This window comes from Acidisoma sp. S159 (assembly GCF_009766125.1).
Classification (GTDB): Bacteria; Pseudomonadota; Alphaproteobacteria; order Acetobacterales; family Acetobacteraceae; genus Acidisoma.
In genome coordinates, this window is the sequence record NZ_LMUG01000032.1 from 298,194 (window position 1) to 323,897 (window position 25,704).

31 protein-coding genes are annotated in these 25,704 nt (G+C 63.3%); 21 read left to right on the top strand and 10 right to left on the bottom strand.

The genetic code is table 11. The features are described 5' to 3' along the window. Positions 1-145 precede the first annotated feature (145 nt). The 6 genes from GSQ92_RS09265 to GSQ92_RS09290 all read right to left on the bottom strand — a co-directional run bounded on the left by GSQ92_RS09265 (position 146) and on the right by GSQ92_RS09290 (position 5,899). Positions 146-1,117, bottom strand: a complete 972-nt coding sequence (locus GSQ92_RS09265) for a CHAP domain-containing protein (protein WP_254065624.1) — start codon at positions 1,115-1,117, stop codon at positions 146-148. A gap of 272 nt (positions 1,118-1,389) precedes the next feature. Next, a complete protein-coding gene (locus GSQ92_RS09270) occupies positions 1,390-1,740 on the bottom strand; it encodes a RidA family protein (RefSeq protein WP_158802987.1) in 351 nt (116 codons plus the stop codon). Between the two features lie 136 nt (positions 1,741-1,876). After that, positions 1,877-2,725, bottom strand: a complete 849-nt coding sequence (gene pdxY, locus GSQ92_RS09275; RefSeq protein ID WP_158802988.1) for a pyridoxal kinase PdxY — start codon at positions 2,723-2,725, stop codon at positions 1,877-1,879. A gap of 253 nt (positions 2,726-2,978) precedes the next feature. Further along, on the bottom strand, positions 2,979-3,770 hold the full coding sequence (locus GSQ92_RS30135) for a hypothetical protein (protein ID WP_216850051.1): 792 nt from the start codon (positions 3,768-3,770) through the stop codon (positions 2,979-2,981). 80 nt (positions 3,771-3,850) lie between these two features. After that, the gene (locus GSQ92_RS09285; protein WP_158802989.1) at positions 3,851-5,209 is read right to left on the bottom strand and encodes a type II and III secretion system protein family protein; all 1,359 of its coding nucleotides are present in this window, start codon (positions 5,207-5,209) and stop codon (positions 3,851-3,853) included. Between the two features lie 117 nt (positions 5,210-5,326). Then, complete coding sequence (locus GSQ92_RS09290) at positions 5,327-5,899, bottom strand: hypothetical protein (RefSeq protein WP_158802990.1); 573 nt, start codon at positions 5,897-5,899, stop codon at positions 5,327-5,329. Between the two features lie 308 nt (positions 5,900-6,207). On the opposite strand from GSQ92_RS09290, the gene GSQ92_RS09295 reads away from it, so the two are divergent. From GSQ92_RS09295 to GSQ92_RS09370, 16 genes are all read left to right on the top strand, one after another. After that, positions 6,208-6,717 (top strand): hypothetical protein, encoded by a 510-nt coding sequence (locus GSQ92_RS09295; RefSeq protein ID WP_158802991.1) that lies wholly within the window; start codon positions 6,208-6,210, stop codon positions 6,715-6,717. Beyond that, on the top strand, positions 6,714-7,493 hold the full coding sequence (gene sctJ, locus GSQ92_RS09300) for a type III secretion system inner membrane ring lipoprotein SctJ (RefSeq protein ID WP_158802992.1): 780 nt from the start codon (positions 6,714-6,716) through the stop codon (positions 7,491-7,493). Before GSQ92_RS09295 ends, sctJ begins: the two co-directional genes overlap by 4 nt. Further along, the gene (locus tag GSQ92_RS09305) at positions 7,490-8,107 is read left to right on the top strand and encodes a hypothetical protein (protein ID WP_159013381.1); all 618 of its coding nucleotides are present in this window, start codon (positions 7,490-7,492) and stop codon (positions 8,105-8,107) included. The genes sctJ and GSQ92_RS09305 overlap by 4 nt, the downstream gene beginning before the upstream one ends. After that, positions 8,104-8,682: a FliH/SctL family protein gene (locus tag GSQ92_RS09310; RefSeq protein WP_158802994.1), complete on the top strand. Its 579-nt coding sequence runs from the start codon at positions 8,104-8,106 to the stop codon at positions 8,680-8,682. Before GSQ92_RS09305 ends, GSQ92_RS09310 begins: the two co-directional genes overlap by 4 nt. Next, the gene (locus tag GSQ92_RS09315; RefSeq protein WP_254065625.1) at positions 8,675-10,099 is read left to right on the top strand and encodes a FliI/YscN family ATPase; all 1,425 of its coding nucleotides are present in this window, start codon (positions 8,675-8,677) and stop codon (positions 10,097-10,099) included. The genes GSQ92_RS09310 and GSQ92_RS09315 overlap by 8 nt, the downstream gene beginning before the upstream one ends. Then, positions 10,089-10,505 carry a hypothetical protein gene (locus tag GSQ92_RS09320; RefSeq protein WP_158802996.1) on the top strand — a complete coding sequence of 139 codons (417 nt, stop codon included), beginning with the start codon at positions 10,089-10,091 and terminating at the stop codon, positions 10,503-10,505. Before GSQ92_RS09315 ends, GSQ92_RS09320 begins: the two co-directional genes overlap by 11 nt. Positions 10,506-10,547: 42 nt before the next feature. Continuing rightward, a complete protein-coding gene (gene sctQ, locus GSQ92_RS09325; protein ID WP_158802997.1) occupies positions 10,548-11,561 on the top strand; it encodes a type III secretion system cytoplasmic ring protein SctQ in 1,014 nt (337 codons plus the stop codon). After that, positions 11,554-12,243 (top strand): type III secretion system export apparatus subunit SctR, encoded by a 690-nt coding sequence (gene sctR, locus GSQ92_RS09330; RefSeq protein WP_216850052.1) that lies wholly within the window; start codon positions 11,554-11,556, stop codon positions 12,241-12,243. Before sctQ ends, sctR begins: the two co-directional genes overlap by 8 nt. 1 nt (position 12,244) lies before the next feature. Beyond that, on the top strand, positions 12,245-12,514 hold the full coding sequence (locus GSQ92_RS09335; RefSeq protein WP_254065626.1) for an EscS/YscS/HrcS family type III secretion system export apparatus protein: 270 nt from the start codon (positions 12,245-12,247) through the stop codon (positions 12,512-12,514). Continuing rightward, positions 12,511-13,329: a type III secretion system export apparatus subunit SctT gene (gene sctT / locus GSQ92_RS09340; protein WP_158802998.1), complete on the top strand. Its 819-nt coding sequence runs from the start codon at positions 12,511-12,513 to the stop codon at positions 13,327-13,329. The genes GSQ92_RS09335 and sctT overlap by 4 nt, the downstream gene beginning before the upstream one ends. 3 nt (positions 13,330-13,332) lie before the next feature. After that, positions 13,333-14,373, top strand: a complete 1,041-nt coding sequence (locus tag GSQ92_RS09345) for an EscU/YscU/HrcU family type III secretion system export apparatus switch protein (protein WP_158802999.1) — start codon at positions 13,333-13,335, stop codon at positions 14,371-14,373. Between the two features lie 79 nt (positions 14,374-14,452). Then, positions 14,453-14,785 carry a hypothetical protein gene (locus GSQ92_RS09350; RefSeq protein ID WP_158803000.1) on the top strand — a complete coding sequence of 111 codons (333 nt, stop codon included), beginning with the start codon at positions 14,453-14,455 and terminating at the stop codon, positions 14,783-14,785. Positions 14,786-14,958: 173 nt separating this feature from the next. Next, positions 14,959-15,843, top strand: a complete 885-nt coding sequence (locus tag GSQ92_RS09355; RefSeq protein WP_158803001.1) for an EscD/YscD/HrpQ family type III secretion system periplasmic domain-containing protein — start codon at positions 14,959-14,961, stop codon at positions 15,841-15,843. Positions 15,844-15,885: 42 nt separating this feature from the next. Then, positions 15,886-16,233: a hypothetical protein gene (locus GSQ92_RS09360; RefSeq protein WP_158803002.1), complete on the top strand. Its 348-nt coding sequence runs from the start codon at positions 15,886-15,888 to the stop codon at positions 16,231-16,233. 3 nt (positions 16,234-16,236) lie between these two features. Then, complete coding sequence (locus tag GSQ92_RS09365) at positions 16,237-16,560, top strand: hypothetical protein (RefSeq protein ID WP_158803003.1); 324 nt, start codon at positions 16,237-16,239, stop codon at positions 16,558-16,560. A gap of 51 nt (positions 16,561-16,611) precedes the next feature. Then, positions 16,612-18,630 (top strand): flagellar biosynthesis protein FlhA, encoded by a 2,019-nt coding sequence (locus GSQ92_RS09370; RefSeq protein ID WP_158803004.1) that lies wholly within the window; start codon positions 16,612-16,614, stop codon positions 18,628-18,630. Here GSQ92_RS09370 and GSQ92_RS09375 read toward each other — a convergent pair. The 4 genes from GSQ92_RS09375 to GSQ92_RS09385 form a co-directional block, all read right to left on the bottom strand. Beyond that, on the bottom strand, positions 18,612-19,220 hold the full coding sequence (locus GSQ92_RS09375) for a VUT family protein (protein ID WP_159013382.1): 609 nt from the start codon (positions 19,218-19,220) through the stop codon (positions 18,612-18,614). The two genes, GSQ92_RS09370 and GSQ92_RS09375, sit on opposite strands and share 19 nt — an antisense overlap. Positions 19,221-19,271: 51 nt before the next feature. Beyond that, positions 19,272-20,024, bottom strand: a complete 753-nt coding sequence (locus GSQ92_RS09380) for a TlyA family RNA methyltransferase (protein ID WP_254066593.1) — start codon at positions 20,022-20,024, stop codon at positions 19,272-19,274. Positions 20,025-20,040: 16 nt separating this feature from the next. After that, positions 20,041-21,090, bottom strand: a complete 1,050-nt coding sequence (locus tag GSQ92_RS30875; RefSeq protein WP_371418552.1) for a D-alanine--D-alanine ligase — start codon at positions 21,088-21,090, stop codon at positions 20,041-20,043. 62 nt (positions 21,091-21,152) lie between these two features. Further along, positions 21,153-21,731: a DedA family protein gene (locus GSQ92_RS09385; protein ID WP_158803007.1), complete on the bottom strand. Its 579-nt coding sequence runs from the start codon at positions 21,729-21,731 to the stop codon at positions 21,153-21,155. 177 nt (positions 21,732-21,908) lie between these two features. Between GSQ92_RS09385 and GSQ92_RS09390 the strand changes: the two genes are divergently transcribed. The 5 genes from GSQ92_RS09390 to GSQ92_RS09410 all read left to right on the top strand — a co-directional run bounded on the left by GSQ92_RS09390 (position 21,909) and on the right by GSQ92_RS09410 (position 25,524). Further along, the gene (locus GSQ92_RS09390) at positions 21,909-22,442 is read left to right on the top strand and encodes a disulfide bond formation protein B (RefSeq protein WP_158803008.1); all 534 of its coding nucleotides are present in this window, start codon (positions 21,909-21,911) and stop codon (positions 22,440-22,442) included. Further along, positions 22,408-22,959 (top strand): demethoxyubiquinone hydroxylase family protein, encoded by a 552-nt coding sequence (locus tag GSQ92_RS09395; protein ID WP_158803009.1) that lies wholly within the window; start codon positions 22,408-22,410, stop codon positions 22,957-22,959. Before GSQ92_RS09390 ends, GSQ92_RS09395 begins: the two co-directional genes overlap by 35 nt. Positions 22,960-23,033: 74 nt before the next feature. After that, positions 23,034-24,053, top strand: a complete 1,020-nt coding sequence (locus GSQ92_RS09400; protein WP_256367094.1) for a YncE family protein — start codon at positions 23,034-23,036, stop codon at positions 24,051-24,053. Positions 24,054-24,062: 9 nt separating this feature from the next. Beyond that, positions 24,063-25,037: a sterol desaturase family protein gene (locus tag GSQ92_RS09405; RefSeq protein WP_158803011.1), complete on the top strand. Its 975-nt coding sequence runs from the start codon at positions 24,063-24,065 to the stop codon at positions 25,035-25,037. Between the two features lie 76 nt (positions 25,038-25,113). Next, positions 25,114-25,524 (top strand): hypothetical protein, encoded by a 411-nt coding sequence (locus tag GSQ92_RS09410; RefSeq protein WP_158803012.1) that lies wholly within the window; start codon positions 25,114-25,116, stop codon positions 25,522-25,524. Positions 25,525-25,704: the final 180 nt, after the last annotated feature.

The window sequence follows — 25,704 nt, forward strand, 5'->3', positions numbered from 1 at the left end:
CCCCGCCGTGATGCCGTACGTCCTGGAAGACACGCTACTCCCGCTCTACGTCCCACCCTTCTCGCTGAAAAAAGAAGGCTAGGTCGGTCGCTGGGAAGATAAGCCGGGGGCGCGCCGGTTGGAAGCGCGGCGCCGTCCTTGCCGATCAGCGGAGAGAGCGGTCCGGCGCGCTGGTCGCGATCGCCGGCCCGTCAAAGCTCGGCGCCGAAGCGAACTGCACGGATTGCTCGAAGGGGATCCCCTCGAGGCTCCGTATCTGTGGGAGGCTCCGCGCCTGCGCGAGGCCCCGCATCCGCGGCGAGCGCAGATCGGAAGGCGCCTGGTCAATGAGAAGCTGGGGCGCCGCGGTGACCGCGTCGGCGATACGGGTCGAATCACTGGGTTGGCCGTAGATGAAGCCATAGGTCGGGTAGACCGAGCCATATTTCTCGCTATGGCCGAGCGCCACGCGAACCGCTGTCCAGTCGTTGCTCGGCGAGACGTCCACGACCGAGACACCGGCGGAGATGCCCCCGCGGGTATAGGACGGGCCGCCCCAATTGGCCTGGGTCACTAGCACTTCGCGCGGACTGACCACTTCGGTAACCACGGCGACGTGGCCGAGATGCATTCGGCTGTTATTGCGGAAGTTCAGAACGCTGCCGCTCTGCGGCGTATGGCCTCGAGCATAGCGCCCGGCCGCCTCGTTCCACCAGGTATAAGCGTTGCCGGTCAGGTCGATGCCAGAGACCTTCCGGGCATAAGGGACGCACTGCATCCAGCCGCCTTCGTAGACGCCGCTGGAATAGACATTGTCGGCGAGACTGCGCCAGTTGCGGTCCCGCGGGCGCCAAACGGTGCGAATGAAGGTCCGCCCGTGGCGATGCGAAACGAGGGTAACGCGGCGCATTTCGGGCCGGCCCTGGCTGGTTCCAGCCTCGGCGATTGCGGAATCGTAATAGCCCGAACGTGAGTGATGCGCGGAGGCAAAATGCTGCTGCCTCTGGCCAGCATTCGCCTGAGTTTGGTGGCTATGTTTTCGCGAATGAGCTTGCGACGCAGTACCGAAGAGCGACGACCCAGCAATCAGAACCGATGCCAATACAATGAGTTCCCGGGCCTTCTTCGCCTTCGCCATACGCTCTTCTCCTTACCAGCCCGGTCCGCAACCTGCGACCCGTGGGTAACGAAGGCGTGCGCGGGACACAACCTTGAGCCACCTAAAAACGGCGCGCGAGGTTGATTTCGTCCAAAAGGGGGGCCGCCCGATCCTGGATTTAGGGATTTTGTCCTAGAATCGTATACTATTTAGTTCTTATATCAGAACAATTCTGCCAGTTTTTCGTGCGGATCCGCTACGCGAAGGCCGAAGCGCCAGACGACTCTGCGGCCTTTGCGTGACTGCGTGAGCTACTTGCAGGCAGTGACCATAATCTCGACCAGATGGCGGTCATCCGCCATATTCGCCTCCACGCAGGCCCGCGCCGGCGACATGCCCTTCGGCAGCCAGGCCGACCAGATCTTGTTCATCGTTTCGCGGTCTTTAATGTGCTTGACCCAAATTTGCGCTTGCAGCAGGCGCGTTTTATCGGTGCCGTGCTGCTCAAGAAGGTCGTCGATCTGCGCCAGGACCTCCTCGGTCTGACCAGTGACGTCCTTGCTCAGGTCCTGGGCGGTGCAGCCCTGCAGGTAGACAAAGCCGTGGTATTCCACCGCCTGCGCCAGGATAGGTCCGGCATTGGTGCGAATGATCTTGCTCATGGAATGCTCCTTGGTATTGGGAGTGTCGCGCGAGGCGTATCGAGGCGGGCGTATCAGGTTTCGCCGCTCCGGTGCCGCATAGCGGCCGGCTCTTACGCCCTGTTGCGGGCGCACGCCATCCCGGACGCGCGCCCGCCTAGCAGGCGATCGGTTCGAACACCCGGCTGGGCGAGGCGATCTCCTGCTGCGCCGCGACCAGGGCGATCTCCCGCTGACCGAGCGCGAGCGTCTGGCTCAATATGCCGAAGATCGCTGAGCCTGCGGCACTCAGCGCCGCCGCCGCCGAACGCCCCCCCAGCCAATGAACCAGAAAGAGCGCCGCGACGGCATCCCCCGCTCCGTTCACCGAGATCGGCAATAGCGGCATGCGTAGCCAGTGAAACGCGCCGCCCTCCGCCACGAGCATGTCGAGCGCCTCGTCCGGCGTCTCCTCCGTCCTGAGGCTGGTCACGAGCACGATACGCGGCCCCCGCGCCTGGACCGCGCGAACCGCCTCCTGGACCCCCGCGAGGGTGACGCAGGACAGGCCGGTAAGGTGTCTGAGCTCGAAGAGGTTGGGCGTGAGGATATCCGCCGCCGGCAGAATACGGTCGCGTATGAGTTCGGCGACGCCTGGGCGAACATAGACGCCGGTTCCTTCATCTCCGATCACCGGGTCGGCACAGTAGATCGCCGCGGGATTGGCCGCGCGGAGACGCTCCCAGGCTTCCAGCACCGCCTCGGCTACCTCGGGATCACCGAGGTAGCCGGAGAGCAGCGCATCACAGCGAGGCAGGACCCCACGCTCCTCGATCCCAGCAACCAGGTCGCGGATGAGTTGAGGCGGGAAGACTGTGCCGCGCCAGGAACCGTAACCCGTGTGGTTGGAGAACTGGACCGTATTGACGGCCCAAACCTCATGGCCAAGGCGCTGCATCGGAAAGACGGCCGCGGCATTGCCGACATGGCCATAGGAGACCCATGACTGGATGGAGAGGATGTTCATGCCGCCTCCCTACCATGCGGATCAGGGCGGGCCGAAGCCTTGGCGGCGAGAATCCGGCCATGCCCTCGCCGCCATCCCGACCTGACAGATGATCGGCGGCTGCCGTACCTATGCGGGAGGCGCAAGCGCCCTGAGCGGGCGATTGACGGCCGTGATCGCCAGCCATGGGTGCCGCGTGATGCGTGGTGATCTGCCCAGGACGGCCAGACGCCAAGGCTGTGACCGGTGGCGAAAGGTGGAACTTCGCCCGTCGCTAGTTGTTTGTCAGCGGGGCGAAGAGCGCGGCGGGGGCATTGTCTGGTGTCGGCGCAGGCACTTCAGTTCCAGCCGCCGTGGCCGGAGTGGCCGCCTCGCCCGCGGCTACCGCGGCCCCGGTAGCCGCGGCGGTTCCGCCGCCCGCGCCGCCGCCAAGCTCGCCGCCGCCGCCGCCGCCGCCGCCAGCACCGCCACCACCAGCACCGCCATTGCCTTTGTTTCGGTTGTCGTAGCTTTCGATCAGGTCGGCATAAGGCGTTGATGCGCCGGGCGGCAGATCACGGCCCATCAGCAGGTCAGTGGGCTGTGTGACCTGCGCCGCGATCGCTGCGGCGGTACTACAGCCGGGCGGCATGAGTTGGCTGAGGCGCCCGAGGTCGCTTTCGGGCAGGAAACCGCCAGGCAACGCACCGGCCGCCGTGGCACAAGCATCGGCGGTGATGCCAGCCGAGGGCGGCAGCAGAAGCCAGGCCGCATCCGTCGCCACGGATCGCACCATGCGCAGCAGAATCGGATGGCGAGAGAGCCGGGCGACCCGATTGGCACGCGGCAAGGCGGCGGGTCCGGGCGCTTCGATCAGCACCGCCTGAATCCGAGGATCCAGCGTCGCGCGAAGGCTTCGTAAGCGCTGCGCATCCGCCGAAACCGGCTCGTTTCCACCGGGCGTAAAAGCCAACAACATCGTCTCGCGGGGCGCCGGCCCTTGATATCCGTAGGCGGTGAGCGGAGCGGGTACCGGTTCACAGGCGGACAGCGTGCCAAGTGAGACGGCGCAGACAATTGTCCACAACCGACGTCTCCGACCGCGAGACATAGCTTTCCACTCAGGAGGCAAAGTGCCGGGGCGAGCGGGCCACTGAATGAGCGTGTTCATTGGATCGCGAACCCCGCATCGACCGTCACCCCGGGTTGCGGAGGGCGGTCCGTCGGAAGGGGAAAAGCATTCGGGTCGGAAACCGGCTGCGAAATATAGGGGGTTACAAGAATGACGAGTTCCGTTTCGTCATGCTGGTAGCTGCTGGAGCGGAAGAGAGCGCCCAGGATCGGAATATCCCCGAGGAACGGGAACTTCGACAGGGACTGCTGATCGACGCGCTGAAAGAGTCCGGCGATCGCAAGCGTCTGTCCACTCGCCATCTCCACATTGGTCTCGGCGCTTCTGGTCAAGAAGGACGGCACCGAGTTGCCCGCGATCGTGTAGGAGGTGCCGTTGCTGATCTCGCTGACCTGTGGCTTCACCTTCATCGCGATACGATCACCAGGCAGGAGTATCGGCGTGAAGGAGAGCTGAACACCATAGTCCTTGTACTGAATTGTCGTCTGACCGAAACCTTGCGGCACCGGAATGGGCACTTCGCCTCCGGCCATGAATGTCGCTGTCTCGCCCGAGATCGTGGTGAGGTTCGGCTCGGCTAGCGAGGTCATGAGGCCCTCCGATTCCAAGGCGTTGAGAAGCGAGGCCGCATTCACGCTACTCGTGCTGACACCCACCCCGGCATTGGCAAAATTGTTAGAACTTCCGCTCGCCGAACTTGTGCCGCCGTCCGATGAAACGGCACTTGCCGCGATGCCAAGCAGACCGCTTGTCATCAAGCCGAAAGCGAAGCTGCCTGGCTTAGCGAGCACATCCAGGCTGAGACCCAACTGGTTCAGCGAAGAGCGCTGCACCTCGGCGATGCGCACCCGGAGCGTCACTTGTTGCGCCCCGGCGAGTTCGGTTCTGTCGAGCGGCGAGCTGCCTTGCACGCCGAAGGCTTGCGCGGCCGCGTTGGCATCGACAGCGGCACCCAGACCCGCCACCGAACCGCCCAGCACCAGACGGTTATTCATGAACTGGACCGAAACCGAGGAAGCGTCCGCCGGCAATGCCGCTTCCGCGTCGCGCCCGCTGCGCGTGACGCGGATACGAAGCTGTGCCGCTACGCCGTTCTTCGCATTGGTCGCCGTCAATGTGGTCGCACCCGGCCGGCGTCCATACAGATAGAAGACCCGGTTCGTCACCGTCTGCACATCCGCGATGCCCGAATTTGCAACCATGACATTCGCCGCGTCCTCGCCAAGCTGGATCATGCGGCCCTCGCCGACATGCACCTCAAGCTCTCCGCTCGACTGCGCGCGCGCGGCCGAGGAACAGACGGCAACGCCCAGCATGAGAAGAAACACGCCGAACCATCCGATGAACGCTCGCGAATTGATCTTATAGCGGCAATAAATTGGCTCTCGGTTCAATGCGTCTAGTCCTTGCTGATGCTCGGGCTAATCCCGCCGGCTTTTTGGTTTCATTCCGCAATGAAATGACCGCAGGCAGGTTGCGCTGTTCGCCGTGTAGTTTCCGTAAAGGCAGTGCTAGTTATCGGTCGCGCCGCGGAAAACCCGCGCATTGGCCTCCGGCGCCGGTGGTATATGAGACACCGCCGTGAGCGCCTGTTCGACGAGCTTGATATATTGCGGCGGCCCGTTGACGGCCACGACCTCGGCCGTCGCGGAAACCGTCAGCGGCCAGCGAGGATCCTCAATCTGCAATTGTTTGATGGTATCGAAGAAGGCATCGTCCGAGGCCTGCGGCAACCGCAGCATCACCGACGTCGCCTCGTCCGTGCTGGAAACGAAAAGCGTGCCACCATAGAAATACCAATCGAGCTGATAGATGGTGGCGAGCCGATCGAGCATGACCCTCGCCGGTGCCGGGTCAAGGCGGCCGCGTATGTGCCCCTTCACACCAGCACTGATATTGACGTTAACGCCGATTTGGTCGCCAAGCGCCGCGAGCACATCCGATAGCTTCTGGTCGATGACCGCGTAGAGGAAGACACGGTCGCCATTCGGGAGCGAGGAAGCAAATGCGGGGGACGCCGCGAGGCCGGGCATCATCTGCAGCGTCACCGCCAAAACCGCATAGAGGGACCAAAGCGAGCGCACGGCTGATCGGGTTCTCCAGCGGGTTATTCGGCCTTCCATATTACAGATTACGAGTTAAGCGCCGGTTAGCGCGTGTCTCGCACGCCTTCCCGCAGGGGAGGTACTCCAGGCAGGCGCTACTAACGCATAATAAATGATTTCGCGGCTAGAAGCCGTAATGACCTGAGGGGTGGATGGGCTTTCGCGATGCCACTGGCGACGGTATCCATGCACCTCTCCAGCCGATCGTTCGCAAATGTCATGGCGCCGCTCGACTGGCGCCCGGGCGATCGGCTTACTGCGTCGCGGCATTTTTTGGAGGAGCGCTCATGTCCGCAAACGTTGCTCCGCTCCCGGCCCCGCTCACCATGCTCCTTCCCCCAATGCCGTCGGATGGTGGCGGCGACGACCTCAGCAACCATACGGACGGTTTTGCCAATACCTTGGCGAATGCGCAAAAAAGCCTGGAGACGGACGATGGTGACAACCCCGATGATGGCAGCAGCCTCGACGACTCCTCTTCAATGGGCGGCGACATCCTTGGAAAACTGAGCTCGCTCAGCTCCAAGCGCGACGAGGAGATGAGCAGCATCATGACGCCATTCAACCGTGCGGACGCGCCCATCCTGTCGGCGGACGGCACCGAGGACGACTCGAACGTGATCGGAGCGAGCGAGCTAGTGGGCGAAAGCCGCTCGCGAGCATCGAGCAAGAAGTTTCTCAAGGATATCATCAACGCAGGTTTTGGCAGCGCACAGCAAACATTGCTGGACCAGATGCAAACCACCCTTGTCAGCAATGTTGCACAGAGTGTCTCCAAGCTAGTCTCGCAACAGTGAAGCGGTCCGCGCTCCTGCTGGTCGGATTGCCGCTGCTGCTCGCGGGCTGCACAACAGCATTGAACCGCGGCCTATCTGAAGAAGCCGCGAACGAGGAACTTGCTTTGCTGCTGCGTAGCGGCATTCCTGCATCCTCCGCCTATGATCAAAAGAGCGGCACCGTCACCGTCTCGGTTGCTGAAAGCCGTTTCGTCGACGCGGTGGATCTCCTCCGCGCTCATGGTCTGCCGCGCCAGCACTACGATTCGATTCCCGACGTCTTCAAGGCCAACTCGCTGGTCTCCTCGCCTGCCGAGGAGCGGATACGGCTGGTCTATGCGGAAGGTGAGGAACTATCGCGCACCATTTCCGAGATCGACGGTGTGCTCTCCGCTCGCGTGCATATTGTGCCGCCCGACGACGATCCTTTGAGAGCGACCCCGGTTCCGGCATCCGCCGCCGTGCTGCTTCGTTATGGTACCGGACTGAAAGTCGCCGACCTCGTGCCCAAGATCAAGATGATGGTCGCGAACAGCGTCGAGGGACTGTCCTATGACCATGTCTCCGTCGTTCTGGTGCCTGCCATCCTGCCCGACGAGACAGTCTCCTCGACACAAGCGCCCGAGAACGTCGCTGGTATCTGGGTGTACGGCGCAGATGCACTATCTTTGCGGATCATTCTCGCCAGCGCGATCGGCCTGATCGTGGCACTTCTGTCTCTCTGCGGCTGGCTCTTTTGGAAATTGCACGGCACCAGCGCGCCACGGTTCGGCAGTTTGATCCGGGCCCGCCGATGAACAAGATGATGCATGCGGCCCCGGCGCTGAATAACCTAAGGGCGGGCATCGATCACAGATCAGCCGCGGCGCTATTGCGCGGTCTCGATCCCACCGTGGCGGAGCGCCTTCTTTCATCGCCGAGACTCGTCGATCGCGCCGCCGAATTCCTGGAGTCTCGGCTGGGCCATGGCGAGTTGGACGGCCTGGACGGCTGCGCGCGCGATATCCTCGGCTCTTCTTCCGAAGCCTTGCATGCCTTCGCCATCGCGATCGGCGCCGTGCTCAACGGCCAGCGGCTACGCTTGCTCGTCACGGCGGCGGAGATTGCCGGGCTTGCCAGCCGCATCGGGCCACAGGGGTGCCGCGTAGCGCTCACCTACCTGGTTTTCTCCGCGCCGGCCTCCGCCGATGGGCGAGATCTGGCGGTCTGCATCGAATTCGACGGCGCGCGAGCACTGGTGACCTGGCTCGACACACTCCCGGACTGGGCAGCCGGCCGCATCCGCTTGAAATGGCATAGCACGCAACCTCCCTTCGAAGAACCCGAGCAACAAGCGCGCGCGCTCGCAATCATTCATGCCCTTTGGCGCGGCGGAGTCCTGCTCCGCCCCGCATTGGCCGGCCCCTCGTGACCACGGCCCGCCAGAGGCCGCTTGGGCGTGTTCTGCGCTCCGCGGAGGTCGAACACCTGCGCGGCGCCGAGGCTGCGGTCGTCTCCGCCAATGCCACCATCGCGCAGCGACGCGCGGAGACCGATCAGTCTTTGGAGGAAGAGCGGCGGCGCATCATGCAGGACACGCTGCTGGAGGCGAAGGCCGATGCCAGCAGGCGCCTCGCGACCGTCGCGATCGCCGCCCAGCGTTCACTAAATGGCCTCGCGGATGAACTCGCCATCGCCATCGCGGAGGGTGTGGCGCGGGTTGTGGGCAGTCTCGATGTCCGTGAAGCGGTAGCCCGCGCCGCAGGCCTGGCGTTGCGCGATCTCACAGACCGGCACCGCATCATTGTGAAGGTCACGCCGCTCGCGGTTGAGGAGACACGCCAACACGTCAAGGATTTGGGCGAGACCGCTGACGTCGTCGCGGATCCCGCTTTGCCGGCGGATGGCTGCATTATCGAAACACCCACCGGCTACATTCGGGCCACGCTATCAGAGCAACTCGCGGCCCTTCGCGCCGCGCTTCGGGAGGCCGCGGCCCGTGGTTGATCTGGTGCCGTCACCCGCTAAGGAACGTGGTCAGCGCCCTGCACTCGCCGCGCTACTGCCGAAGCTGCGGCGAGCCATCGCGGAGTGCCAGCCACGGCGCCAAAGCGGCAGGATCGAGCGGATCACGGGCAGCATGATCGAGGCTCATGTTACAAATGTCCGAATCGGCGAACTCTGCATGCTCCGCGATTCGAGCGGCACGGCGATCGAGGCTGAAGTCGTCGGATTGTCTCAAGGGCGCGCATTCCTGACGCCGCTCGGGCTGGTCTCGGGTCTCTCTTCGCGCGCCGAGGTACAACCGCTCGGCCACCGTCTCAGCGTCGCGGTCGGCGACGCCTACCTCGGACGTGTGCTGGATGGCCTTGGCCGAATCCTCGACCGGCCAAACGACCGCCCAACCCCCGAAGCCGTGATTCCGATCGACGGGAGTCCGCCGCCGCCATTGGACCGGCCCCCGGTGGCACGCTCCCTATTTCTCGGAACGCGCGTCATCGACGGATTGCTGACCTGTGCCGAAGGACAGCGCATAGGCATATTCGGTCCCGCCGGTGCCGGTAAGTCGAGTCTGATCGCGCGGATCGCGCAGAGTGCCGAGGCGGATGTCTTTGTCGTGGCGCTCGTCGGTGAACGTGGGCGCGAAGTTGGCGAATTCCTCGATCACACGCTCGGCCCGATCGCGCGCAAACGCTCGATTATCGTCGCCGCGACATCGGACCGTCCGGCGCTGGAGCGTGTGAAAGCTGCGCAGGTCGCGACGGCGATCGCCGAGTGGTTTCGCGACAGCGGCAAGCGGGTGGTGCTGATGGTCGATAGCCTCACACGGCTCGCGCGTGCGTGGCGCGAGATTGGCCTCGCGACTGGTGAACCGCCGACACGCCGAGGTTTTCCGCCTTCCGTCTTCGCCGCTTTGCCCGCCTTGCTCGAGCGCGCCGCCTCGACGCGCAAGGGCACGATCACGGCCTTCTATACTATCCTCGCGGAGGGCGAGCTCTCGTCCGATCCGATCGCCGAGGAAGTTAAGTCGATCCTCGACGGACATATCATTCTTTCGCCGAAACTGGCGGAGTCGAATCATTATCCGGCGATCGACGTTCTCGCGAGCCGCTCCCGTGTCATGAACCAAGTCGTGAGCGCGGAGCACCGGGAGGCGGCGTCGCATATCCGCCGGCTTCTCTCGCGCTACGATGACATCGAACTGCTGGTGCGCGTCGGGGAATACAAGGCGGGTAGTGACGCAGTCGCGGATGAGGCGATCGCGAAGATCGATGCCATCCGGAGCTTCACGCGCGAGCTTGGCACGGATGTGACGCCGTTCGTGGAAATGCTCGATCAGTTGAAAGCGCTCGCCCATCGCCAGCCGCCAGCCACACCCCCCCAAGCAATAGGCGCCATGCCGGGGTTCGCTAATGTCGGATAACACTTTCAAGCAGCTGATGCGGATTAAGGATGCGCGCGCGCGGAGCGCGGCCACCGCCCACAGCGATGCGCGTAACGCTGAGACTGAAGCTCACAGCGCTTGGAGATCTGCGGAAACCGCCGTGAAAACTCACAAGGACAAGCTGGATGAGTTCGTCGTTACAGGAAGCACAAGCATCCAGAATACAATCTTGAAACACACGCAGCTTCGTAACGAACAATCGAAACTCACTCGCCTCGCAACGGCGGCGGGAATCCGAAATACAAAGGCGGCAGAGACGACAGTGAAGGCTCGCACGACTGAACGCACAACCTTGCGCCGACTCGAGGCTACAAAAAGTCTGCTAGAAACTCTTCGCCTCGCTAGCAATCAAGCCGAGCGGAACGGCGACAATGACGCGGACTGAGTTGTCGAAACTTTCAACCTTCCGGTTCTAAACGACAGGCCAATGAATGCGGAGTTTCACCGGGTGCGGCAATGGCGTGCGCCGATCCTCTCGCCCGAGGGCGCGGGGCTGGCGCGCGAACTGTCGTGGCGGCGCCATATTGCGACGGGAGTGGAATGGAGCCTCAGCCTAGGCGGTTCTTTCGAGGAACCGGAGATGCCGGTTACCTTCGCGCTCTCAATCGGTGGGGCGCCTGGAACGCTAAGGGCTCCGTCAACGCTGGTGCGCGGTCTCCTCCAAAGCATCGGCGGAGCGGCGGCCATTGATGACGACCCCGAGCTTGTCGCGATGCTGCTTGAACTCGCGCTGGAGCCCACTCTTCTGCAGCTCGAACAGCGGCATGAGGAGCTCTCTATTTGCCTGGCCCCGCCGCGGCGCGTCACCCCGCGAGAGTGGCTGCCGGTGACGCTTGCCTGTAGCTGGCACGGTGCCTCGGGAGTGCTGCGCCTGGATTTGCGCTCCGACGCGGCCGCGCGGTTGGCTACGGCGATTGCACCACTAGCACATCAAAGAGAGAGGCTACCGGATCTCCCAATTCCCGTGACCTTGCGCGCCTTCGTCGTCGACTTGCCGCTAGCCTCTGTGCGCGCGCTCGAGCCGGGGGACGTCGTTCTGGTCGAGGGACAGCCCAGCGAGGAAATCTGCGTTCTCGTCAACGAGCGGCCGTTTTGGCGCGCCCGCTGGGACGAGGGGGAGTTGCGGGTGATCTCGGACCGCAAGCCCCAATCTGATGACTTGGAGGAGTTGGCTGTGACGTCAGGCGATCATCCACCGGACGAGGAAGAGGGTCTCGGTCTGGACGATCTTCCTGTACGGCTGACTTTCGAGCTCGGCAAAGTCATGGTGCCGCTGCAGGATCTGGAATCCATGGGTCCGGGCTATGTGTTCGAACTCGCGCGGGGACCGGATCAGCCGCTCGACATCGTCGCGAATGGCCGGCGGATCGGTCGGGGGCGGATCGTGGAGGTCAGCGGCGCGCTGGGTGTTCAGGTCGTGTGGATAGGCCGGCATGGGTGACCTGACGAACATGGGCGGCATGACCAGTATGGTCACGACGTCGTTCTACCCGATGCTGCTCGGCATTCTTGTGATGTCGCTGCTGCCCATCGCGGTCGTGTCGCTGACGGCTTTCCTCAAGCTCTCGATCGTTCTCATGCTGGTGCGCAACGCGCTCGGCACGCAGTCGGTTCCGTCGAACATGATCATCTACGTGTTGTCGCTCATCCTGACGATCTATGTCTCTGCCCCGCTTGTCAGCGAGATCTACGGACGGTTGATGGCTCCCGATATGACCTTCAAGAGCGCGGAAGGACTGCAGGCCGTCGTGAGCGCCGTCATTGACCCACTGCGCGCTTCGCTGGAGCGTTACGCCCCTATCGATGAGCGGCGTTTCCTGCTGGCGGCCGCGCGAAGGGTCTGGCCGCCGGATTTCAACACGGGGGCCACAACCGATGACATGCTCATCGTGATTCCGGCCTATATCTCGGCCGAAATCACGCGCGGCTTTCAGATCGGCTTCCTGCTCTACCTGCCGTTCATCGCGGTGGACCTCATCGTCTCGAACATCCTGATGGCCATGGGCATGGCGATGGTTTCGCCGATGGTGATTTCCACGCCATTCAAGATCCTGCTTTTCATCCTTGTCGGTGGTTGGACACGCTTGTTGCACAGTCTGATCCTGAGCTACGCGGTCCATTGAGGTGAACGCGCTCATTATCGACCATCTCAGCCGCACGCTGATGCTGGTCCTCTACCTCTCTGCGCCACCGCTCGGGGTCGCGACAGCGGTTGGCTTGATCGTCGGGCTGCTTCAGGCAGTGACGCAGATTCAGGATCAGACGCTGCCGCAGGCACTCAAGCTGGTGGCGATCCTGGTCGTAGTGGTGGCGCTGGGACCGCTGTTATCGGGCAGTCTTGTTCAGGATATGAGCGTGATTCTTGATCAGATCGCGCTGAACGATGTGCGATGATTGCCGTCCCGCAGATCGATACCCTATCGGCACTTCCCCGTCAGGCGCTGGATATCGTCGCGGGTTTTTCTCTCTGCTTCGCCCGCGTGCGGCTAATGATCCTCGTGCTGCCGCCGATCACGCGGCTCGGCTTGACGGGGCTGCAGAAGACCGCGCTTTCGATCGCGATCGCGCTGCCGGTACAACCGGTCATGCTGGAGGATGTGGCACTGCTCCATCTGCAGGGGCTGCAACTGATGTTGCTCATCGTGAAGGAGGGGGCCGTCGGGCTCGCGCTCGGCATAGCGATCGCGGTGCCATTCTGGATCGTGGAGACGATGGGCGAGTTGATCGATCAGCAGCGCGCGTCACAGAGCGCCGTGGTGCAGGACCCCGGCAATGCGTCGCCCGCTGGGATCACGGCGACGCTCTTCATCCTCGTTCTTTGCCTGATTTTCTTCCAAGCGGGCGGTATGGATCATCTCATCGCCGGCTTCCTCACGAGCTACCAGATCTGGCCGGCGAGCCAACTGACACCGGTCTTCGCTCCACACAGCATGGCGATGTTCGTCGCGCTCTTCGACCATGTGCTGTCGGCGGGATTCACGCTGGCGGGCCCACTGCTCGGCGCGATGGTGCTTGGCGAATTAGGCCTCGCTTTGGTTAGCCGGATCGCGCCTCAGCTCAATGTCTTTGACCTTTCCATGGCCATGAAAGGCATCATCTTCGTTTTGGGAATGCCGCTCTCACTGTCGCTGATGCTGACCTCTTTCCGCGAGGCATTGGCACCGCTGATGCATATGACGCAATATCTGCGTAGCTTCGTCGCGGGCTGAGCCATGTCGGGCGGCGGCGACGAGGACAAGCCCCTCCCAGCATCGAAGAAGAAGCTCGAGGATGCGCGGGAGAAAGGCGAGGTTCCGCATAGCACCGACTTCACGACCGCCCTGGTGATGGCAGCTAGCGCCGGATATCTCATCAGCCAATCTGGCACGATCCTCTCTGTCAGCATTGTGATGTTCGATCAGGCTGGTGCGCTCGCGGCCGGGGATTTCACACCTACCGCCTGGCGTGTGGCGACAACGAGCTTCGAGGTCCTGATGCGCGCCAGCTTTCCGCTTTTCGGTATCGCCACGGCCGCCTCGATCCTATCGACGGTGATCGCGACGCCCGGCCTCGTCTTTGCGATCGATCCAATCATGCCAGAGCTGACCAAGCTCAATCCTGTCACCGGTTTCAAGAATCTTTTCGCGCTCAAGGCCCTTGTCGAATTACTGAAGTCGATCCTCAAGCTCGCCTGCCTCGGCTGCATCATCGGAATCGTGTTGTGGCAGGGGGTCGGCGCGCTCGCGCTTTCACCCTTCCTTGGATTGAAGGCGGTGCTGGAGGTCTTCGGCAGGATGGCCACGGAGATGCTGCTTTGCACCGTTCTGGTCTTCATGATCGTCGGCGTGGCGGACATCCTGATGCAGCGGTGGCTGTTCCTGCGCGATCAGAAGATGAGCCTTCAGGAGATGAAGGAAGAACGCAAGAATATTGACGGCAACCCTGAGATGAAGCAGGAACAAAAGAAGATTATGAAGGAAGACGCGAATGCCCCGCAGACCGGTGTCGACCGCGCGACCCTGATTCTGACCGACAGCGGCCGCGTTATCCTGGGCGGCTTTCGTTACGTCGCCGGCGAGACGCCGGTGCCGGTCGTCGTCTGTTCCGGAAAAGGAACGGCTGGCCGCAAACTGCGCGACCAGGCGATTCGATTTGGCATTCCGATGCAGGAGGACGCGGTGCTGGCGAAGAAATTATTCGATGTGCAGGTGGGACACACGATTCCGGCGGATATCTTCGGGCTGGTGGCGGATGCGATCGCGAGAATGGGTTGAGTGCGCGCAGACAGCGATTTAATTTGGCGAACGAACCCTCGCCCAAGCGCTGCCGAACACGCCCTCGAATGCATCAGCGATGTTTTTGCAGATTGTTAATATTGTTGCGATAGTTTCAGAAACGTCAGGTGCAACGAAAACGCACCGGTCGCATGAATACCTCAAAGGAGACTGTGACATGGGCATAGTTACAACAGGCGCGACGGGCGCTGCAACCGGCCTCGCTGGCCTCGTCGGCACGGGTGGTGGAATGGCGAGCTTAGCGGGCACCACCGCCCAGGAAGAACAGTTCCAAGCGGCAGCGAGCCAAGCCGCCCAAAATGCTCTGCAACAAGGCTTGTTAGCCAATGTAGAAAGTGACATTCAGCAAGTCGAAGGGAAAATCGTCGACAACGCTAAAGTGCAAATCTGACTCGCACATCGAATTCTAGTTGAGGTGGACACTTGTGATACTATAATCCACCTCAATCATTTCGCACTCATGGCGCTTTGTGTGATTTTCGCGCGAGATTGCCTCTTTTTTTGGTGCGCCCCTGCGCATCGGCATCAAAGCTGACTGAGCCCACGGTTTAGGACAAGCGGCTCGTGCCACGACCCAACACCCTCGTCCTCGACATCATTGAAGGCATAAACTCCGGCGCGGTCGTCGATGCCGAAGCGATCATGGCATCGGGCACCGAAGGTCTACGGATCGGCTCGGACGAAGAGAACGACATCGTCCTTGCCGATCACGACACTGCCGAGCATCACGCCGTCATCGAACGAATACCGCAGGGCGATATCTTCCTCACCGCCCTCGCCCCCGGCGTCCGTCTCGGCACGCGCAGCATCATGATCGGGGAGCGCAGGCGGTGGCGGCAAAATACGCCGCTGACGATCGGTTCCGCCAAGATCATCCGCCGGCCACCGCCGCCGGTGCCCTCGTCCCGCTTCTCCAGGGCGTTCTCCGTGATGATGGCGGCTGGTGCGATCGGCAGCCTCGTCGCGATCGGCTTCTACCTGAGCAGCGGCACCCGCACCGCGCCCGGCGCTACGGCCGCCTCTTCCGTGCCGGCCGCGAGAGCCATGGCCTCGGCCGCAACTCAGCTCGCCGCGCAAACACAGGATCTGCTGCTGCATCATGGGCTCGGCACTTATGTCACTGTCACAACTGAAAACGGCGCCGTCGTGGCACGTGGCACCGTGCCGGATGGGCTCGCCAGCCAATGGTCGCAAACTCAGGCAGCCTTTGATGAATTGCCTGGCAGCCAGAACGTGCTCGTCGATCAGGTCACGATCAGTTCGAGTCTGGAAGCGCCGGCGCTGAAGATCGGCGCGGTCTCGATGTATCCGATTCCCTATGTGATCACGACAAGCGGCCAACGCCTGACCGAAGGCGCGATGCTCGCGGGCGGCTGGGAGATCGAGTCGATCACCACCAAGGAAGTCATCATGCGCAACGGTCCGCACGAAACGCATATCGCGCTATGACCCGGCCCGTTCTCGCCGCGCCAAACCGCATCCTCCGCCGCCATGTCTGATAGCGACGGCATGGATGACTATGCGGAGGAGGAGGACGCCGGGGAAGCGAGGCAGGTCTCGCGCCAGCCGCCGCCAGCGGAAAATCACGGCACGCTCGATGACGGGATTCTTCGCCTGCTTGATCAACAGGAACAATATGACCTGCCAATGCAGCAGGCCCAGGCGCCGGTTCTGCTGCGCTTGCTGCTGACAATGTTCCTGGACGCCAAGCCCTCGCCCGAGATCGAACAGCATGGCCGCGGCGTCGTCGGCGAGGAGATCGACCGGCAAAGCGCCGTGATGGATATCCGCATGCAGCAGAGCATGATCCGTCGGCCGAAGTTCAGGGCACTGACCTGATCCATGAGCGACGCCGGACAAAGCGCGGTGAGTCTCGCGCATCGCATTGGCCTGACCTATCTTCGGCACGGACAGCCGCATCGCGCGATCGTGCTGCTCATCGTCGCCTCTCACGCCGCCCCGCATCGCACCGATGTGCTGGTGACACTGGCGGCATCGATGATCTCGGTGCAGCTCGGCGATCAGGCGATGACGGTGCTCGACCGCATCGAATCGATCGATCTCGCCTTGTCGCAGCAACCATTGCTCCAGCGGTTACGCGCCCGCGCCCTCCTCATCCTGGGCCGGGTGGAAGAAGCGCGTGCCTTGATCCGCAATGTCCTGTGATCCGCGCGACCGTATGCGCTCTTGCCACGCCGAAACGGCGCCGGTGACAGCATGGCCATGAAGTTCTCGCTGGCCGGCCGGTCGGATCTCGGCGTCGTCGCCGTGCTCGTCACGAGTCTTGCCTTGATGATCGTGCCGCTGCCGGCATTCGTCGTTGATATGCTCATCACCTGCAACATGGTGATCAGCCTCGTCATCCTGATGACGGTCTTCTACCTGCAATCGCCCGCGCAATTCGTGGCGCTGCCCTCGGTGATCCTGGTGGCGACGGTGTTTCGCCTCTCGCTGTCGATCGGCGTCACCCGGCTCATCCTGACGACGGGTGACGCCGGAGACATCATCCGGACCTTCGGCAATATGGTCGTCGGCGGCAATCTCGTTGTCGGGCTGGTGATCTTCCTGATCGTCACCGTTGTGCAGTTCATCGTGATCACCAAAGGCGGCGAGCGCATCGCCGAAGTCGCGGCACGCTTCACCCTCGATGCGATGCCCGGCAAGCAAATGGCGATCGATGCCGATGTCCGCTCCAAGGAGCTGGATCAGGCGGCCGCGCAGATCCGTCGCGGGCAGCTTCAGCGCGAGAGCCAGCTCTACGGCGCAATGGACGGCGCGATGAAATTCGTCAAGGGCGACAGCATCGCCGGTCTCATCATCATCATGGTGAATATGATCGGCGGGCTGCTTGTGGGCGTCGCGCAGCGCGGCATGTCCTTCGGCGACGCCGCGAATACCTACACCATGCTGACGGTGGGTGACGGGCTGGTGGCTCAGATCCCAGCCCTCCTCATCTCGATCGCCTCAGGCGCGCTCGTGACCCGCGTTGTCGGCGAGGACGGGGACAGCATGGGCGGGGAGATCGCGTCTCAGCTCGCCCGAGATGGCCGGGCGCTCTGGCTCGCTTGTGGCGTCACGTTGATGATGGGTCTCATTCCGGGGTTTCCGGTCATCATGTTTTTGGGGATGGGTGGAATGCTCGGCTTCCTCGCGCGGAAGGCCAGCCGGCGGCAAAGCGCGGAGAGGGCCGTCGCGCTCGCAAAGAAACTGACCGTCGAGAAACGCGTGCAGATTTGTCTCACGCAGGACCTTCTGACACCGGCGGAAGAGGCGGTAACGGCGGCGGCGATCGTGGTAGGCCAGACGGAGTTCCTGGCGAATCTCGGCTTCGCGCTGCCACAGGCCGAGATCAAAACCATCGCGGCGCCGCCCGGAACATTTCTCGTGCGCCTCGACGGCACAGCGATCGGCGGCGGCACCTTGCCGCAAGGCCGCCTGTTGCTGCGTGATGGCGCGGTCGAGGCGCGGCTGCTTGGCATCGACCTCATGCCAGGTCCCAGGCTGCCGGGATTTCGCGAGCCTCTCTGGATCCCGGCGGAGACCCAGACCGGGCTGCAGAGACTCGGCATCCGCACCTCAAGCTGCGGAGCGGTGGTGGCCGAAGTCACGCTTGAGCTGTTGCGCAACCGGCTCGGCCACCTCTTCGGCGTCCAGGAAGCGCAGGCCGCCTTCACCAAGGCGGAGATCCTTTGGGGCGATCTGGCGCGGGAAGCACAGAAAGCCGTGCCGCTGCAGCGTGCCGCCGATATGTTCCGCCGCCTGCTCGAGGAAGGCCTCGGACTCGTCAATATGCGCGGCTTGCTCGAAGCGATGGTCGAGCATGGCGAGCGCGACAAGGAGCCGCTCGAACTGATCGAGACGGTGCGCTTTAATATGCGTCGCGAGATCTGCCTGAGCTGCGCGGATGAGCGGCGCATCATCAGCGCCATCATCATTGACGCCGAATACGAGGAGTTCCTGCGAACCGTCCAGTATCAGGTGAATACCGGCACGCTGGAGGAGCTTAACAGCCACCAGGGCCTGCTGCTCGTCGAACAGGTCCGCAGCGAAGTCGCCGCTTCGGCCGGCCCGACGCCCGTCATCATGACGGCGCCGGACGTGCGGTCCTATCTCAGCCGCATTCTTTGGGAGAACGGCGTCTTCATCAAGGTCATCGCCTTCAACGAGATCCTGCCGGATTTCATGGTACAGCCGCTCGCGTTCGTTGCCATCGGCAGTCAGCCGCCGGCGGGCTGATAGACCGGCATGCGGCGCAGCACCGCGCGATAGGGCACCAGCAAACAAAGCGCCGAGATCATCTTCACTACGAAATCGCCGCCGGCCCAGGAGACCCAGCGCGGCGCCATAACGGGCAGCCCCCAAAAGCCGATCGACTGCAACGCGAAGTCCATATTGGGTCCGAGCACAGAAAACACCGCCGCGAAGGCGAGCGAGAAGAAGATCGTCGTATCCAGCGCCGAGCCGACCACGGAACCCGCGAGAGGGGCGCGCCACCAGGCGAGGCGGCGCAGGCGGCCGAAGACCAGCACGTCCAGCAGTTGGCCCAGCAGGAAGGCGGTGCCGGACGCGATGGCAATGCGCGGCGCCCCGAGAATTGCCGAGGAAATGACGCCAGTAGCGAAACCGGCATAGATCGCGGACCGGGCGGCGCGCGGACCAAAGCTGCGATTGGTGAGGTCGTTGACCAGGAAGGCGAAGGGATAGGTGAAGGCGCCCCAGGTCAGCACGTCACCCAAGCCGAAGGGCGTGAAGGGATACTGCACGGCGAGATTGGAGACGGTGATGACCACCATCATCGCCAAAACCGGAATCACGAACCGCCGCATTTGCCACACTCCCGTAAACTTGTGGCTTTCAAGCGCCTGTGGCCGTCCGGATCAATCCCGGATCGCAGCGATGAGGTGTTCATGATTGCCTTCGGGCCCGGTTATCGGGCTTTCCGTGAGTCCTAGCACTCGCCAGCCCGGCAACCCCGCCCACCAGCCTCGGATGCGGTCGCAGACTTCCGCCCGCACGGCCGGATCCCGCACCACGCCCTTTGCCCCCACGCCGCTGGGTCCGGCCTCGAATTGCGGCTTGATGAGTGCCACGGCCCAGGCACCGGAGACGCAGAGTGCCAATGGCGCGGGCAGCAATGTCTGCAGACCGATGAAGCTCGCATCACAAACCAGCGCCTCAACGGGCTCCTGCACCTGTTCGCTGGTGAGATGGCGGGCATTCACCCGTTCGCGCACCACGACGCGCGGATCGGAGCGCAGCTTCCACGCGAGCTGCCCATGGCCGACATCGACCGCATAGACACGCGCCGCCCCGGCCGCGAGCAGCACATCCGTAAACCCACCCGTCGAAGCGCCCACATCGAGGCAGATCCGCCCTGCCGGGGACAGCTCGAATTCGGCCAAGGCATGGGCAAGCTTGAGGCCGCCGCGAGAGACCCAGGGATGGTCCTGCCCTTTCAGGGTGAGCGCCGCATCCTCGGACAGCATATCGCCCGCCTTGGCGACGCGGCGCGTGTCCATGAAGACCAGCCCGGCCATGATGAGTGCCTGAGCCCGCGCGCGGCTCTCCACCAATCCGCGTTCCACGAGAAGCTGGTCGGCGCGGCGGCGCGGGCGGCGTGCCTCGGCCACGGCGAGGCGGCCTCGATCAGTCGTTCGCGGGATAGGACGCCATGAGGCGCTTCTGCTGCCGCCACAGGCCGAGCAGCTTGAACAGCGGGGTCGGCCGGAAGCCACGCGCCCGGTTCGCGGCGCCGATCTCGAAGGCCGCCCGGTAGTGCATGAATTGCGCCGCATAGGCTTCGGGCAGGGTAGTGTCCGGGTCCCAGATATGGGTCGCCTCGGATCCCACGCCATTGACCTCAATGATGCGGAAGCCGTCCCCGGCGCGAAGCTCGGCCGGACTCTCGTAGCGGATATCGAAACGGCCGAAGTGGAAGTCGGGGATGGAGCGGGCGATGCCTTCGATGCGGCTGGTGAGCTCCGGGCTCACGAGATGGGCGCCGTTGCGGAAGGTCGAGCCCTTGCAGTGATTGCCGACGAAAACGAGCTTCACGCGCTCACCAGAAGAGGGAACCTCGTGCAGCCGGCCGGCGAGACGCGGCAGGTAGAGATGCGGGACGAGTCGACAGCGCGGCTCGGCAAGAACGAGCTCTTCGAGGGTCGAACGGCCGTCGCCCACCACCACCGGAGAAGACTTCAGGGTCACGGAGGTAATACGTCCGACAGCCTCGCCGGGCCGCCGGATGTAGAAGATACCCGCTTCGCCCTCATGCGGGATGAGGGTCTGCAGCATGACCCGCCGTAACCTCGGGAAGGCCGACAGGTAGCGGCCGAGCTCCGCCCGGTCGGCAACCAGGCAGACGCCGGTTCCGTTGCAGCCAATGTCGGGCTTTACGACGAGAGGATAGGCGAGGTCCCCATCCGCCATGGCAGCTTCGGCGATGGCGAGGTCGTTCGACTCCGGAAAGGCGCCGGTGGTGAAGACGACATAGGGGGCGACCCACGCGCGGGCCTCGCCACTGATCTGATCGAGAATCGACTGCTTGGATTCGCCGCACAACCCGCCGGCATCGATGCCGGGATTGGCCGCTGTCGCGAGCACCGGGTTTCCGTAGCGAATACCAAGGCCGATCCATTGCAGCACGACGGGCGTGTAGAACAGCCAGCCGGGCCAGAACTCGAACCACGAGGTCAGCCGCTCGGCCCGGGGGCGCTTACGGAAGCGAGAAAGTGCGCCAGCAGAAAAGGGGGTGTCCGTCACGGGGTGGCTTTCCCTTTCATCTGCCGGGCGAAGATCCGGCTCATCGTCAGAAGAGCGATACAGAACACCCCGACGCCCGCCCAGCGCCAGGCGCCGAGATACGCGATAATATAATGGCCGAGCTTCATCGACACGCCAAATAGCAGGCTCGTCCAAATGAGCGTGCCGAGTATCGCGGTGGCGGCAAAGATCAGGAAGGAGGCGCGGAGGAAACCGCAGGTCGTATAGGTGGGAAGCCGCAGACCCGGCAGGAAGCGGCTCACCAGGATGACCCAGGCGAGGCGCCCGGCAAGCCAGTCGCGCCCGATATCGCGCCGGCGGGGCGGAATAAACCGCTCCATCCAGGGGACAATGGCCGCGAGCCGTCCCATCCCATAGAGGCCCAAATCGCCCAGAACGATGCCGACATAGAGGGCGAACAGGCCAATCTCGAGCGGGATCGCTCCCGCCTGCACCTGCATGGCCGTGATGATCGTCGCAGCGTCCTCCAGGATGAAGGTGCCGCCGATAACGGACAACACCTGCATCACCGGGTGCCGAAGCGCGGCGGCGATCAGAAGGAGAATCGTGGACATCAATGAGGTATTGCGCGCTAACCGAGCGTGAGTTCGGGTTGGATATCGCCCGAAAGCATCGGAAATCCAAGCAGATTGTCGTGGGGTGGCAGCTTGGCTGCTATCCCGGCCCTCATCTTTTCATGAAGATTTGCCCATGATGGTCATTGGGGCGCGGACCGGGATAGAAGCGGCGCCATGAATCCTCGGGCCGACCGCCTCGCCGCCTTCCTCGTTCTCGCCGCCGCGGCTGCCGCCATCGCAATCGCCTTCGCGGCGGAGCATCTGATGGGCATGGCGCCCTGCCCGCTCTGCCTGCTGGAGCGCTGGCCCTATCGCGTCGCGATCCTGCTGAGCCTGCTCGCTCTCTTATTGCCCGGACGCTGGCCGCGCCCCGTGCTCTGGCTCGTCCTGCCGGTCATGCTGGTGGCGGCGGGTCTTGCCTTCCTGCATCTCGGCGTCGAGCATCATTGGTGGCCGAGCCCTCTTCCCCAATGCAACGCGCCGCATCTCGACATGAGCAACCTGTCGAACCTTATGGCGAGCCTTCCGGCTCGGCCCTCGAAGCCTTGCGACGCACCCAACTACCTCGTCGCGCAGGTGCCCATCTCATTCGTGACGATGAACTTCCTCTATGCCGTCGTATTCGTGGTGTTGCTGTCGGTCTATCTGGGCAGCACGACGAGAGGAACGCGCGATGACGATAGCGACGACGAACCGGCTGCCGGGTGACCGCTCCGCCAAGGCGGAGACCGCGCGGATGATCCGGGTCGACCATGCCGGGGAATACGGCGCCAAACAGATCTACGCTGGGCAGCTTGCAGTTCTTGGACGCGGCCCAAAGGGCGACCTCATCCGTCACATGGCGGCGCAGGAGCAGGCGCATCTGGATACCTTCGCCGGGCTGATCGCCAGCCGGCGGGTTCGCCCCACGGCGCTGTTGCCCGTCTGGCGCGTCGCCGGATTCGCGCTCGGCGCCGTAACGGCCGCCATGGGCTCCCGCGCCGCCATGGCCTGCACCGTGGCCGTGGAGGAGACGATCGACGCCCATTACGCCGCCCAATCGGATGCACTGCCGGAGGATGAGGCCGAGCTTCGCGACACGATCGAGACCTTCCGCGCCGAAGAGCTGGAACATCGCGACATCGGATTGGACAATGAGGCCGAGCTTGCGCCGGCCTACCGGCTGCTCTCGGCCGTGATCAAGACGGGCTGCCGGATCGCCATCCACGCTAGCGAGCGGATCTGATATACCCGAGCCGCCCAGCGCGAGGCGGCGCGTTCATTTGACTTTCCAGGCGCCTGCTGGCGTTTGTTCGCGCGATCAGACAGGCGTGGAAGGCGACGAAGATGCGGCTATGGCGGAAGCTCGGTCCGGCGGCACTCATCGGCTTGCTCCTGGGCGCCGGCACCTCCGGCGCGCGGGCGGCGCATCAGCAGATCGCCTTCATCATCAACTCAAACAGCGCCTCGATAGATGAGATCGACATACAGACCCATCAGCGCATCCGGCAGATCCCGGTCTACCGCGAACCGCACCACATGGCGCTTTCGCCGGACGGTCATTCGCTGCTGATCGGCGACACGGCGGGCAATGCGATCTTTTTTCTCGATCCGCGCACCGGGGAATTGCAACGAAAAGTGACGGTGAGCGACCCCTATCAGCTCGTCTTCAGCCCGGACGGGCGGCTGTTGACCGTGGCTGGGCTCGCCCGCGACCAGATCGACATCTATGACGCGCGGACGATGCAGCTGCTGCATCGCATCCAGGCCCATACGATGCCGAGCCACATCAACTATTCGCCGGACAGCGCCACCGTCTTCGTGAGCCTTCAGGTGTCTGGCGAGCTGATCGCCATCGACACGGCGACCGGCGCGGTGAAGTGGCAGAAGCCGGTCGGCAATACGCCGGCGGGCGTGCTTTGGCACAATGGCAAGCTGCTGGTCGGCATCATGGGCGAGGCGCATGTCGCGATCGTCGATCCCGCCACCGGTGCGGTGGAGGGCGTGATCCCGACCGCCAAGGGCGCGCATGTGATGTTCATCCCGCCCGATGGCCGGATCATCTATGTGACCGACCGTGAGAGCGGCAATATCACCATCCTCGACGCGCACACTTTGCAGGTGATGCGGACCTTCCAGATGGCGGGCGGCCCGGATGACATGGATTTCGCGCCGGATGGCACGATCTGGGCGACGCTGCGCTGGGCCCACAAGGTGGCGCTCATCAACCCGGAGACCTTTACCTTCACAACCATCCGCGTCGGCCGCTCGCCCCATGGCATCTGGATGAACACGCATGACCCCAAGATTTGGGGCCCGGCGGTCGCGAGCGCGCAGTAGAGTAGCGGCATGGGCAGCTTCAGCGATTTCCTCGCCGACCCCTTCGACTTCCTGGCCGGCTGGCTGCAGGGCCATCTGCTGTTGCCGATGCTGTGGCATCTGGGCCTCAGCGCCTGGGAGGATGTGAGCTACGGCTGGGCGCTGGTGGCGCTTTACGGCGTGGCCCAGGTCGGCATTACCCTCGCGCTGTCGATGCCGGCGGAGCGGCTTTGGCCGCTGGAGCGCTGGGCCAAGGCCGAGAGCGTCGGCACGGACATCTTCTACACGCTGCTGAACCGTATCGGCCTGCTGCCGCTGGTGAGCTTCGTGCTGTTCTACGCCGTGCAGACCTGGATGAATGGCTTCCTGACCGATCGCGGCATCGTGCCGCCGACGATCGAGCGCGCGTTACCCTTCCTGCTCGGCCACCCGATCCTGACGCTGCTGGTCTATCTGGTGATCCTCGATTTTGCCGAATATTGGCGCCACCGGCTCTCGCATCGCTTCTATTGGTGGTACGCGCTGCATTCCCTGCATCACGCGCAGCGGCAGATGACCTTCTGGTCAGACGACCGGAATCATCTGCTGGATGATTTCGTCTCGGCGATCTGGTTTGGCATCGTGGCGCTGCTGATCGGTGTGCCACCGCTGCAATTCCCCATGCTGGTGCTGACTGTACGGATTCTGGAAAGCTTCAGTCACGCCAATACACGCGTGCATTTCGGTTGGCTGGGGGAGCGGCTGCTGATCTCGCCGCGCTTCCATCGCGCGCATCACAGCATCAAGGCGGCGGGCATGCGCAGCTGTAACTACGGCGCAACACTGCCGTGGTGGGACATGCTGTTCCGCACCGCTGATTTTGGCCGCGAGTATATCCGCACGGGCGACCCCTCGGCGGAGGAAGCGCTGCATACCGGTAGTTACGTGCAGCAGCAGGCGGCGGGAGTGCGGCGGCTAGTGAAAGCCCTCAGGCCTCGGCGGTCGAATAAGGCGGCGCGAGCCTGACGCTCGGCACATCGTTCACGATACGGAAAGAAAGAGCGCGCTAGGCTCGCCACTCCGACACAGGCGGGAGTTCGGCGTGGCTATTCGTATTGATTCGCAAAAACCAGTTCAGTGGTCGAAGGCTACGGACCCAACTCCGGCCTTCAGGCCCAGGCCGAACTCACTCGTATTTGGTGAGCGGAGAATCTCTTTTTCTCCAGCTCCCCCCGTCCAGCGCCAGTCGCCAACTGCAGCTACACCTGAGACCGAGGACGTCAAGAAGCTGACCGCCTTGAACTATGCGCTCCGCCAGGTGCATCGCGCATTAATCGACTTACCCATAGAGCTCGGACGGTCTGGCGGCATCGGCAATGATTATTTCGTTATAAAAATCATGCGGAATTCCGAAACGGGCGTCTATAGCTTCAAAATCCACTATTCTCCGCTCGGCAAAGAGACGGTAGCGAAATACCGCGAGGACCGACCACGCATTCCGCCCGAATACTGACCACCAACAAAAGGGGCCCCGGTGTGAACCGGGACCCCTTCATTGATGACGGCCGTCGCTGGCCGAAAGTGACGTGTCTTAGGCCCGGCCAGTAACTTCGGCGGGGTTCATCCAGGTCACGGCAGCCAACGGCATCATGCAATGAGACACTGGATCACCTCCTTTCGGTTGTTGACGATG